Below are 12,272 nucleotides of genomic sequence, written 5' to 3' on the forward strand. Positions count from 1 at the left end.
CACCCTGCAGGCTCTCAGAGAATCAGGCCCGCCCGCGGGGCGTCCTCGGCTCACGCGGGGTGCGCGGCTGACGCGGACCACGCGGCTGGCGGGCGACGCGCCCTGCGGCAGCCTCCCCGGCACCGTCTGAGGACGCGGACGCGGCGTCCACCACATCAGCGGCACTCAAAGCTGCCTCGGCACCCTCCGCAGCGTCTGCACCCTCCGCAGCTTCTGCAGCGTCTGCAGCGTCCGACGCGTCCGACTCCGGATCGTCCGGTCCGAAGACACCGAGCACCATGGCGTCGGCGGCGACGAGGTCACCGGTGATGAGGTCCGGGACGATGCGCGCCAGCTGCGCCCACCCCACATACGCCGAGGTCAGCTGACCGGGCGCACCCAGGCGACCATGGGCGCGCAGGCGCGCGGCCATCGCCAGGATCATGCTGATCACCGGAGCCAGAGCCCACCGGTTGTCCGGGTTGTCGGTGTCGACGTTGTCCAGCTTGTCGAAGCGCACCCGCGCCGAGGTGAACAGCTGACGGTTGGTCTGACGGATCCGACGCAGCAGCGTCAGAGCGACCCGCAGCAGCTCCGGATCAGCCAGGATCTCATTGAGCTCCTCCCGCTGACGGAAGGTCTCGAAGACGGCGATGAGCCTCGAGTTCTCCTCCGACAGCGCGCCGGGCACCACCTTCGAGCCGGCGAAGAAGGCACCGAGGACCGCCTCCTGCTGCTCCGGGGAGAGCTGGGCGATCTGCACCGTCGTCGCGTCGATGCAGGAGGTCTCCAGGGTCGCGTCGCGACCGGATTCGACGGTACGGGCCAGCTCGGCACCACCGACGGTGGTCAGCCGCTGGCCGATCTCGCGACGCGCGGCGGTGTCCTCGTCGTCGGTGGCGGCCAGCTCACCGAGGATCTCCAGGGCAGCGATCCAGGCGACACCAGGATTCGGGTCGGCCTCGTCGGTGCGCAGCGGTGCGTGGACCAGGCCGGAGAGGATGAACTGCGCCGGCCGGTCCGTGGAGGGCACCAGCGACCGGGACATCGCCCGCAGTGACTCCCGCGGGTGGCGGGACAGGGCGGCACGCATGGACTCGCCCGCGGCGTCCGGCGCTCCACCGGACAGCCAGCCGGCCAGCACATCCCACAGGGTCGTGAGGACGTCGATGTCGTCGGGGGCCTCGTCGGATTCACCCGCGAGGAAGGCGGACAGCCGGGTCCACGGGCCGTCCTCGTCGGGACGCGCGTGGCCGGGGGCCTCGACACGGATCGCCGCAGGCCCGGGCGTCGCCGGGGCGTGCAGGCCGCTGAACCGGTCACCGGCGAACAGCTGCACCTTCAGTGGGCCGGCGTCGCAGAACTCCGCCGGCACCGTGGCCGTCGCGCCGCCCTCGGCGAACATGACGGTGACCGCGGACTGCCACGGTGCGGTGAGTTGCCACACCCATGCGCCGACGGGCCGGTCGGTCAGGGCGACCGGCGTCGGAGTCACCGTCAGCACACCGTCGACGAGCTCGGCGGTCCGTTCCACCGAGGGGGTGAAGGACGCCAGGCGCACCGAGTGCTTCCGGCCGTCGGCGATGAACTCCAGCTCGCAGGAGCCTTCGCGCAGCATCGCCAGCGACCCCGCCAGCGGCTTGAGGGAGATGGACCAGGTCACGGCGTCAACGGTCCCGAGACGCAGGGTCCGCACCGCGCTACCGTGGTGGTCGCGGATGACCAGCACGGGCTTTTCGACGGGCAGACCGGGGCGGATCCGGAACCGGGTGGTGGTGTCCACGGCGTCCGCGGAGAGCACCATGGACTCGGTGCGCCACATCGGGTCCTCGCCGATGAGCGGCAGCTGGTAGCGCAGCCGCGGCGGTTCGACGACCAACGGCAGGGCGTCGCCGGCGTCGGTCTCGGCGATGACCTGGACCTGCTTCTCCCCCGGCCCCAGATCCACGGAACCGGCGATGATCAGCGGCTTGTCGCCGCCGCGGAAGTTCACGGTCACCGGAGACAGGCCGGTGAGACGGGCCAGGCGCGGCGATTCGGGTGCCTCGACCTGGAGACCTTCGACGATGGCGTACTCGTGGCGGAAGGACTCGTTGCGCGGGCCGCGCATGCGGACCAGGTACTCACCCACCCAGGGGGTGTCGTAGGCCTCCGGGTCGAAGACATCGAACAGGCCACCTTCGGCCGGGACTTCCAGCGGCTCCTCCTCGGTGACCTCTTCGCCGGTCTCGTCGGGGCCCGCCCAGGAACTCACCGACAGGAACCAGATCTCCGGGGCCCCGGAGACAGTCGGCGGGAACACTGCCTGCAGGCTCTCGGTGTGCACCGGCAGTCCACCGAGGGAGCGCACACCGGGGGCCGGATCGTCGGGCTCGTGGAAGACGACGCGCTGACGGGGGTCGACGCACCGGATCTTCCCCATCGCCGGGCGTGCCACCCCGGGTCGGTCGATGTGCAGGGAGACGGCGTCCGCCAGGTCGATGTCACGGATCACCCAGCCGTCCCACGTCTTGACGGGACGTTCGGCGATCACGGGAAGCGGCACGTCACGGACGGCGTCGACGGCGGTGGCGTCCGCCGGGCAGACGACGAGGACGCGGTCATGGTGCAGGGACACCCGGTCGGTGAGGTCCTTGCCACGCCGGGTGAAGACGAGCGCCGGGTCGGTCTCGTCGACCCCGTTGACGACCCAGGAGTCGTCGTGGGTCAGATCGCGGACGCCGATCTCGCGGACCGGATGGCGCACCGGGATGTCGAGGATACCGGTGACGGCACTGCCTGGGACATCGGCGCGACGGGTACGGAATCCGGCCGGACGGCCCTCGATGTCGACGTGCCAGCGGACCTCACCGTCACCGTCCTCCGCCAGGGGGACCTCGGGCAGACGCAGTACGGTGCGCTGGCGGGCCAGGTCGAGGGCCAGACGCGGCCGGTCTTCACGGGAACCGACACCGACACGGTGACGCCGGGCGGTGGTACCCGCGGGACGCTCGGAGAGTTCCTCGATGACGTCCTCGAGGATCAGCGGCGGGACGCCGTCCACGGCGTCTGCCTCCAGGCCGTGCCGCCAGTGACCGGGGTGTTCGGCGACATAGCGGACGACGCGCACGACCGGGGCGATGAGGTCGGCGGCCAGTGCGGGCAGTACCGCACACATCGGGCCGGCCTGCAGCGACTCGGTCGCCAGGACAGCGGCCACGGCAGCTGCTTCGGCGTCCGCGTCCTCCTCGGCGATGCCGTCGAGACGTCGGGTGTCGATGAGCTCGATGAGCTCGGGGATCCAGTCGGTGGCCAGACCGATGTGGGCGAACAGTCGGCCGGTCTCACCGTCGGATCCGGTCGCGGCGATGTCCACCGGGTCAAGGCCGGCGGCGGTGAGCAGATCGGCGTAGGTGTCGGGGCTGACCAGGGCGATGCGCTCCGGGGTGGGTTCCAGTCCGAGACCGGACCAGAACTCGGCGGAGAGTTCCGCGACGGTGTTCAGCCGTGCGGCACGGAACAGGAGGGTGGAGGCGGTCAGTGCCGGGCAGGTGGCCAGCAGCGCCGCCTCATCCCCGCCTGCGTCGATCTGCCGGGACAGGAAGGTGCCGTAGAAGGTGGTGAGCCGTTCGAGTTCGTCGCCGTTGATGTCGAGGCGGACGAAGATGGCGGGGTCACCGGGGAGCTCGCCGAGACGACGGGCGAGATCCACCTCGGTGCTCGAGGCCCAGGCAAGGAGGGAATCGGACAGGTCTGCAATTGGGCTCGGTGCACTCACGACGACCCATTCTAAGGGGTCTCGACGACCACCGCGTCATCGGGCACGGCCTCCATCGGGTGCATGCGCTGGGAGATGACGCGGGTCACCCCGTCGCCGCGCATCGTCACACCGTAGAGCACATTGGCGATGTCCATCGTCGGCTTCTGGTGGGTGATGACGATGAGCTGGGAATCGCGCCTGAGCTCCAGGAACAGGGCGATGAGGCGGCGCAGGTTCACGTCGTCGAGGGCGGCTTCGACCTCGTCCATGACGTAGAAGGGGCTGGGTCGGGCGCGGAAGATCGCCACCAGCAGCGCCAGGGCCGTCAGCGACTTCTCGCCACCGGACAGCAGCGACAGCCGCTTGACCTTCTTGCCCGGCGGACGGGCCTCGACCTCGATACCGGTGGTGAGCATGTCGGAGGGGTCGGTGAGGATCAGGCGTCCGGCGCCACCCGGGAAGAGGGTGTCGAAGACCCGTGGGAACTCCGCCTCGACATCGGTCCACGCGTCGGTGAACAACTGGAGGATGGTGGAGTCCACGTCCCGGATGACGTCCTCCAGGTCGGCGCGGGCACGCTCGACATCGTCGAGCTGGGTGGCGAGGAAGCGGTGACGTTCCTCCAGCGCGGAGAACTCCTCGAGGGCCAGGGGGTTGACCTTGCCGAGGTTGCGCAGGGACTTCTCGGCGGCGGCGAGTTCCTTCGCCGCGACATCCCGGTCGAAGTCCTCGCCGGGTGCCTCGGCGAGCAGCTGGGGTGCCGTCATGCCGAGCTGGTCCATGGCCTGGTCGAGGGCCTGCTCGAGGCGCAGCTGCGCCTGGGAGCGGGCGATCTCGGCCTGGTGGGACTTGTCGGTGAGGTGGTTGAGCCGCAGGGTCAAGGTGTTGACCTTGTCCTTACTGCGTGCAAGGGTCTCCTGCCACTGCCGGTGCGCTTCCGCGGTCCGGGTGCGGGACTCTGCCGCCCGGTTCAGGGCGTCCTTCAGCCGCAGGTCGACGCGCTGCGCCTGGGCGTGCACCACGCCGGCGCGCTCCCGGGCGGCCCGGCGTCTCGCCGCCGCACGTTCGAACTGTTCGCGGGCGGACGCTTCCTGGCGGGCCTGCCGGCGCAGCCCCTCGGCCCGGCCGCGGTGGGACCCGGCCCGTTCCTCGGCGGTGCGCAGTGCCAGGCGTGCCTCCATCTCCATGGCCCGGGTCTGGGTCAGCGCCTGGGCGGTGGAGTCCCGCTCGGCGGTGGAAGGTTCCTCGCCGGTGTCCTCGGAGCCGACGCGGGCGAGCCGGTCGGCGACCTCGTCGGCCTCTGCGGCGAGCTTTTCGCGTCGCTGTTCAGCCTCATCGCGGTCAGCGGTCGCCCGGGCGAGCAGGCGTCCGGCCTGCTCGGCTGCCCGGGAGGACGCCTCGGCGCGCCGTTTCGCCGCAGCCAGGCGTCCCTCATGGTCCCGGACGGCGGCCTTGGCGGACGCGGCGGCGGTGCGCAGTTCCTCGGCGGTCTGCTCCGCCCCGCGTAGTGAGGCCTGCAGGTCACCGAGTTCACTGCGCAGGTCATCGACCTCGACGGTGGCCTCGGTGATACGGGTCGACAGCTCGACCGGGGTGGCCCCACCGGAACCGGCCGCGATCCAGCCGGTACCCAGCAGGACGCCGTCCCTGGTCACCGCGCGCAGCCGGGGATCGGCGGTGACGACGGCGCGTCCGGCGTCCACCGAATCCACCGCGACGACATCGACGAGCAGTGACGTGACCGGTGTGACGACCTCGGCGGCGATGTCGAGGTGGTCAAGCAACCAGGTTGCCCCGGAGACCTCCGCCAGCGCCTGGGAGTCCAACCGCCAGGGTGAACCGTCCGAGCCCTCGCCGGTCGCGCGGACCAGGGTGGTGCGTCCCTCCCCGGCGTCCACCAGGGCGGCGACGACCGCGGCGACGGCCTCCCGGTCCGCGGAGCCGACCAGCCCCTCGGGCAGGACGGCGGCGACGGCGGCGGCCCAGCCGTGGTTGACGGTGACCAGACCGGCCAGCGGGCGGGGTTCGGCGTGACCGAGCTGCCTGGCGGTCTTCACCGCCACCGCCCCGCCGTCGGTGGGACGCAGCCGGTCGCGCCAGCCGTCGATGCGGGCGTCGAGGGTGGCGAGCTTCTTCTCCAGCTCGCGCTCGGTCTTCCGCAGTTCGGTGACGCGGGTCTCGGCACCGGTGGATTCCTCGGCGGCCCGTGTCGCAGCCTCTGCCAGTCCTTCCCCGGCAGCCTCGATCTCATCGAGTGCCTCGACCGCCTCGGCGACTTCGGCACCGGTGGTCTCCTCGATGGACTCGCGGTGCTCGGCGACGGTCTGCTCGAGTCGGGCGATCTCGTTGTCGAGCGCGGAGCGGCGCTGTTCCAGGGCGTCCTGCTGGGCGAGCAAGCGCACGATGCCTTCCCGACGGTCGGCGATGGCGCGGACCTGGGCGAGATGTTCGTGCTCCGCCTCGCGGGCGGCCTCGGCCCGGTCCTCGACCTCCTCGCGGACCTCGCTGAGCCGCTCGGTGGCGATCTCCACTTCCTCGTCGAGGGTCGCCTGCTCCTCCTCGGCGGCCTCGGCACGGGCGATCAGGTCATCGGGGTCGGTGCCGGTCCAGGTGTCCGACATACCGGACTCGGAGGCACGGTCGGCGGCGATACGCAGGGTCGCGGCGTTCTTCTCCGCGATGGTCGAGAGGGTGAACCAGAGGTTCCTGGCGGATTCGGCGTCCTCCAGGGCGGTGCGCAGTTCCTCCTCGGTGACCGCGAGTTCCCCGGAGTACTCCTCCAGCTCGACGCGCACCGCGTCGGTGTCGGCGGTGAGGACGGAGAGTTCGGCGTCCGCTTCGGTGAGCTGGTCGGTGAGCCGGCGGACCTTGTCGGCGGCGAGCAGCAGCCGGTTGTCGCGGATGGTGGCCTGGACCCGCTCGGCCTTCTGTGCGGCCTCGGCCTGCCGGGCCAGTGGCTTGAGCTGCTTGGCGAGCTCTTCGGTGAGGTCGTGGAGGCGGTCGAGGTTGCCCTGCATAGAGACGAGCTTGCGCTGCGCCTTCTCCTTGCGGCGGCGGTGCTTGAGGACGCCGGCCGCTTCCTCGATGTAGGCGCGACGTTCCTCGGGCCGGGACTCGAGGATCTGGGAGAGGCGCCCCTGGCCGACGATGACGTGCATCTCGCGGCCGATGCCGGAGTCCGAGAGCAGTTCCTGGATGTCCATCAGCCGGGCCTTCGCCCCGTTGATCTCGTACTCGGACGCCCCGTCGCGGAACATCCGTCGGGTGACGGACACCTCGGAGTAGTCGATGGGCAGTGCCCCGTCGGAGTTGTCGATGGTCAGCGTGACCTCGGCACGGCCGAGGGCTTTACGGTCACCGGCGCCGGCGAAGATGACGTCCTCCATCTTGCCGCCACGCAGGGTCTTCGCACCCTGCTCCCCCATCACCCAGGCCAGCGCGTCGACGACATTGGACTTGCCGGAGCCGTTGGGCCCGACGACGCCACAGATCCCCGGCTCGAACTTCAGGGTCGTCGCCGAGGCGAAGGACTTGAACCCCTTGAGGGTCAGTGACTTCAGGTGCATGGGGCAGGTCGGGGCTTTCGGTGTTCGCGAGGCAGTACAGAACAGATGATGACTATGCCATCCTACCTGCCCGTTCCGCGTTCCCGGTCAGGCCACAAGCTTGTCCCGTAGAGCATCCACTGTCTCGTCACCGAGGTTGAGCCCATCGGTCAGATAGCGGTCGATTCCTCCGTACTGCGCGTCCATGGCGTCTAGCCCCGCCTCAAGAAAGTCCGGACTGACACCGAGGAGCACGCGATACGATGCGGCCTCCGCGTCACCCTTGTGTGCCTCAATCTGGTCGACGGTGGCTGCCACACGATCTCTGGTGTAGTCATTCGTCGCGGTGTAGTTGGCAATCACATCCTCCCTCGACACTCCTGACGCGAGTTGCAGCACTGCCGCGACCCAACCCGCCCGGTCCTTACCGGCGGTGCAGTGGAAGAGCACCGGCCCATCCGACTCAGCGACGGCGGTGATCACCTTGCCGATGCCTTCACGCATCGTGGCGTCTTCGACGAACTGGACGTTCGCCTGCCGGAGCATCTCCCTTGCCTTCTCCGGAGTCGACAAGTCCAGGTCAGATTGCTGATTGGCCGCATTCTCCGTGTCTCCCAGGATATTGATATTCCTGTACTCGGCGCCCGCGGGAACCCGGTCCGGTGTCTCCGCGATCTCTTCCGAGGTACGCAGATCAATGACGGTTCCCACCCCGAGACTCTCCACGGTGGACAGGTCCGCATCAGAAAGGTCAAGTACATTGGACCGGTAGACGACACCGGGCCGAAGTGTCGCGTCACCGGCCGCGTATGCCTCAGTGATACCGGCGACGTCGCGGAAGTTGTCGGCAGAGGAAAGCCGAGGAGTGTCCAGGACAACAGGTGTAACCGACCCATCCGCCTCCACTGTCTCTGATGCTGCCGCTGCCGCTCCGACGGCATCTCCGTCAGACTGACACCCGCTGAGTGCCAGGGCACCAGTGGCAACCACGCCGGTGAGCACCGTCCGAGCGGTACGTCGTTTGGTTGGAAGAATACGGGGGAACCGGGAAGGAAGGGGGGAGGTCATGATGGACTTTCTGGGTCGGAGACTGCCACGGACGGTCACCCGTGCGGCGACCATCGAACACCCTCGCACCCGAAAGAGGCGCGGAGCTTCCCCCGCAGCGGCGGCGAGGTGACGTTCAGGTGAACTGTCAGGCTCTCACCGGGTCCCGAATCCCTCGTAGCCGCCGCGTGGGCCGGTCACGGAGTCCACCACGGTGTCGACGCAGCCAGGCGTGTCGCCGGAACGCAGCCAGGCCAGCAGAGTGTCGGTGGAGTCCTCACGCCCTTCGGCGACGACGAGGACGCGGCCGTCCGGGTAGTTCGACGCGAACCCGACAAGCCCGAGTGACAGGGCCCTCGTCCGGGTCGCCCAGCGGAAGCCGACGCCCTGGACGTGCCCGTGGACCCACGCGGTGAGGCGGACGGGGGACGCGGCGAGGTCGGCGGGTTCGGCGGGTTCGGCGGGTCGGGCGGGATCGGCCTGGTCAGTCATGCCGCCGAGTCTAATCCAGTCGGGCGACTGTCGGATATCGCACCTCGCCTGCAACATCGACCGCCACGAACTGGACACTTTCTATTGGCAAGTTGGAGGTGGGTGCGATATTCCGCATCCGTACCCCTGGGTTCGCCACCGCCGTTAGTGTCGTCCCCGTGCAGAACACCAACCCCCTCCCCTCACTTGATGACCGCCGCTTCACGGCCGCCGCCCAGGCCGAGGGCGGTGAGATCCGCCCCACCACCGTCTTCCACTACCACGAGGCCGACGGTGAAATCTGGGCCGAGTACGCCGGTGGCGAGGTCCGCCGGGGGTTCCTCGTCGGTACCCGGGCCGACGACACGCTGAGCTTCCGCTACAGCCACCTCAACACCGACGATGAGACGGCGTCCACACAGTGCCCTGATCAACTGCCCTGATCAACTGCCCTGATCAACTGCCCTGATCAGATACGCAGTCCGACCGTTCCCACGGCCTCGAAGGAGTCGTCCTTGTCGTCCCAGCACTCGACATTCTTCAGGCCCGGGATCATGGACCGGCGGAACACCGGGTCCTTGCCCTCCCTCTTCTGGAGGCTGTAGTTCCGCAGCAGCTTGAGCACCACCGGACACAGCGGGATCAGCGCACAGAGGTTGAGCACCACCATCGTCGCCGCCCCCGTGTCCGCTAGCGCCCAGATGACCGGCACATCGACGATCGCGCCGAGGAAGACGCAGATCACCACCAGCGACCGGAAGACAAGCATGACCACCGGGTTCTTCGTGAAGTACTCCACATTCGACTGGGCGAGGTAGTAGTTGCCGATGACCGAGGAGAAGGCGAGGAAGAACAGGATCAACGTCACCGCGTGCGTGCCCCAGTCACCGACCTGGGCCGCCATCGAATCCTGCGTCAGCTTCGCCCCCTCGACATCGGTTCCGAAGGTCGGATTGGACAGCAGGATGATGAAGGCGGTCACCGAGCAGACGACGAGGGTGTCGAAATAGACGCCGAGGGTCTGCACCAGGCCCTGCTTGCATGGGTGGGACGCCGCGGCGGTACCGGCAGCGTTCGGGGCGGAACCCTGACCTGCCTCGTTGGAGAACAGACCGCGACGCATGCCGTTCATGAACGCGGCACCGACAGTCGCGCCGGCGAACTCCTTGAACCCGAATGCCCCGCCGATGATGTCCCCGACAACTGAGGGGATCTCGGAGATGTTCATCCCGATCACCAGCAGCCCGAGCAGGATGTAGGCGATCGCCATGAACGGCACGAAGATCTGGGTGAAGGACGCGATGCGCTGGACACCACCGAAGACGATCATCGCGGTGAGCAGAGCGACGGCGACACCGATGACGACCTTCATCGTGGTGGTGTCGCTGTCGACCGAGGTGGCGACGGAGCTGACGATGGAGTTGGTCTGCAGGGCGTTGTTGATGAATCCGAAGGTGATCGTGATGACCACGCCGAAGATCACCGCCAGCCACTTCGCGTTGAGTCCACGGGTCATGTAGTACGCCGGGCCGCCACGGTAGGCGTTGGCGGCGTAGTCACGGGTCTTGTAGAGCTGGGCCAGCGTCGCCTCGATGAAGGCGGTGGCACCGCCGAGGATGGCGATCATCCACATCCAGAACACCGCACCGGGGCCACCGAGGGTGATCGCGACAGCCACGCCGGCCACATTGCCGGTACCGACGCGGGACGCCGCGGAGATCGTGAACGCCTTGAACGGCGAGATGCTCTTTTCCGGGGCCTTGGTGCCCTTCTCCCCGGCATGGGCCGCGGCACCTTGCGCCAGGATGTCGTCATCCTGGGACGGTGGCTCAGTCACCGCACCGAACATATGGGGCAGCAGCCGGATCTGGACCACGATCGTTCGGATACCGAAGTAGACACCGGCACCGACGAGGATCCAGACAACGACGCCCCAGTAGGAGTCATTTAGTGAGGTGATGAAATCCGCCATGTCGGGCGACTTTACGGTAGGGGACGCCGGGGCGCTCGGCAGCGACTGTCGCCGCTGGTAGGCTCCGTGACACGTCGGCTCATCATCACCGAGGACATCACCCCGTACGGTGTCGTCGAGATTGACGGCACCTGGTTCGACCCCACCGACAACGACGAGCAGGGGCGAGAACTGGCCGGAGTCACTCAGGACCACGCGGCCGCCTCAGACGGTTTCCTCGTCGGACGCATCACGTTCGAGGAGATGCAGGAGTTCTGGCCGGGACAGGTCGACGACAGGACCGGCGTCACCGACCATCTCGACCGCGTCGGGAAATATGTCGTCTCCTGCAGTCTCGAGGATCCGGACTGGGAGGGCACCACCGTCCTGCGTGGTGGGGACGACCTTGCCGGGCAGATCCGTGAACTCTCGACACTGCTCGACCTCACCCTCGCAGAAAGCAGGGCGTTCTCCGGCGGCGTGGTGCTCCTTCGCTACACGCGGTAGGCGATTGTCGACCAGTCAATCCGCCGCGTTCCCCTGGGTCAGTCTGAGCACAGGTTCCGGGAGGTTGCTCGCCCAAGGTCCACCGGTACCGTGTGCTATTACTGGAGGCGACGGTGACCAGAGACGTTCACCGCCGGACGAGGGAGCCGTACCCGGACGACGACAAGACGGCCACGAAAGGTCGTGGCTGCCATGTCATGGTTCATTCTCGTTGTCTCCGGTGTCTTCGAGGCGGTCTGGGCGACCGCGCTCGGGCGTTCCGACGGACTCTCCCGCCTCTGGCCGACTGTCGTGTTCTTCTCCGCACTGGTCGTCAGCATGGGCGGTCTCGCGTGGTCGATGCGGGATCTGCCGACCGGCACCGCCTACGCGGTATGGGTGGCGGTCGGTGCAGTGTGCACCGTGGCCTGGGCGATGACGACCGGCGAAGAACCGGTCACTGCACTGCGGATCCTGTTCCTCACGGTCATCATCGGCGGCGTGATCGGGCTGAAGCTCGTCAGCTGACCGGCGCCTCCTACCACTGCCGGAGCCCCGGAAGAGATTCGCCGGGTGGTTGGCACCGGGACAGGCACCTGTCAGACTCGGTCCATGGAACCACGCCTGCACTTCCTCACGCTCGCAACTCCCGACCTCGACGCGGCACGGAGGTTCTACCACGATGGGCTGGGGTGGCCCATGGCACATGACGAGCCGGGCGAGATCATCTTCTTCCAGATCGCCCCGGGGCTGCTGCTCGGACTGTTCGACGCCGGGAAGTTCGACGAGGACCTTCTCCGTGACCGGGCGAGCGGCGGTGGCAGTGCCGTCAGCGGTGTCACGCTGGCCCACAACGTACCTGACCGGGACAGTGTCACGGACACGCTCGCCGCGTTCGAGGCGGCAGGTGGAACGATCCTCACGCCGGCCCAGGAAGGCCCATTCGGCGGAGTCTTCCACGGCCACGCGGCAGACCCGAACGGCGTCATCTGGGAGATCGCCCACAACCCGGGCTGGTACATCGCCGACGACGGCTCGGTGTTCTTCGACTAGC

The 12,272-nt window shown here is 68.4% G+C and carries 9 protein-coding genes and 1 riboswitch; of the genes, 4 read left to right on the forward strand and 5 right to left on the reverse strand.

The window, feature by feature from the left end:
* Positions 1-22: 22 nt before the first annotated feature.
* The 4 genes from Q0A27_RS01060 to Q0A27_RS01075 all read right to left on the reverse strand — a co-directional run bounded on the left by Q0A27_RS01060 (position 23) and on the right by Q0A27_RS01075 (position 8,802).
* On the reverse strand, positions 23-3,736 hold the full coding sequence (locus Q0A27_RS01060) for a hypothetical protein (RefSeq protein ID WP_291473232.1): 3,714 nt from the start codon (positions 3,734-3,736) through the stop codon (positions 23-25).
* 11 nt (positions 3,737-3,747) lie between these two features.
* Entirely contained in the window at positions 3,748-7,284 is a 3,537-nt protein-coding gene (gene smc, locus Q0A27_RS01065; RefSeq protein ID WP_291473233.1) for a chromosome segregation protein SMC, read from the reverse strand.
* A gap of 87 nt (positions 7,285-7,371) precedes the next feature.
* A complete protein-coding gene (locus tag Q0A27_RS01070; protein WP_291473234.1) occupies positions 7,372-8,265 on the reverse strand; it encodes a tyrosine-protein phosphatase in 894 nt (297 codons plus the stop codon).
* A 201-nt stretch (positions 8,266-8,466) separates the two neighbouring features.
* Positions 8,467-8,802, reverse strand: coding sequence for an acylphosphatase (locus Q0A27_RS01075; protein WP_291473235.1), 336 nt, complete (start codon positions 8,800-8,802; stop codon positions 8,467-8,469).
* 158 nt (positions 8,803-8,960) lie between these two features.
* On the opposite strand from Q0A27_RS01075, the gene Q0A27_RS01080 reads away from it, so the two are divergent.
* A complete protein-coding gene (locus Q0A27_RS01080; protein WP_291473236.1) occupies positions 8,961-9,224 on the forward strand; it encodes a hypothetical protein in 264 nt (87 codons plus the stop codon).
* A gap of 26 nt (positions 9,225-9,250) precedes the next feature.
* Here Q0A27_RS01080 and Q0A27_RS01085 read toward each other — a convergent pair whose 3' ends face one another.
* Positions 9,251-10,753 carry a sodium:alanine symporter family protein gene (locus Q0A27_RS01085; protein WP_291473237.1) on the reverse strand — a complete coding sequence of 501 codons (1,503 nt, stop codon included), beginning with the start codon at positions 10,751-10,753 and terminating at the stop codon, positions 9,251-9,253.
* Positions 10,754-10,819: 66 nt separating this feature from the next.
* Between Q0A27_RS01085 and Q0A27_RS01090 the strand changes: the two genes are divergently transcribed.
* The 3 genes from Q0A27_RS01090 (at position 10,820) to Q0A27_RS01100 (ending at position 12,271) form a co-directional block, all read left to right on the forward strand.
* Entirely contained in the window at positions 10,820-11,239 is a 420-nt protein-coding gene (locus Q0A27_RS01090; protein WP_291473238.1) for a hypothetical protein, read from the forward strand.
* A gap of 107 nt (positions 11,240-11,346) precedes the next feature.
* Positions 11,347-11,417, forward strand: a riboswitch (guanidine-III (ykkC-III) riboswitch).
* A 14-nt stretch (positions 11,418-11,431) separates the two neighbouring features.
* Complete coding sequence (locus tag Q0A27_RS01095; RefSeq protein ID WP_014010248.1) at positions 11,432-11,746, forward strand: multidrug efflux SMR transporter; 315 nt, start codon at positions 11,432-11,434, stop codon at positions 11,744-11,746.
* 84 nt (positions 11,747-11,830) lie between these two features.
* Complete coding sequence (locus Q0A27_RS01100; RefSeq protein ID WP_291473239.1) at positions 11,831-12,271, forward strand: VOC family protein; 441 nt, start codon at positions 11,831-11,833, stop codon at positions 12,269-12,271.
* Position 12,272 lies beyond the last annotated feature (1 nt).

Source organism: Corynebacterium sp. (genome assembly GCF_022712275.1).
Classification (GTDB): domain Bacteria; phylum Actinomycetota; class Actinomycetes; order Mycobacteriales; family Mycobacteriaceae; genus Corynebacterium.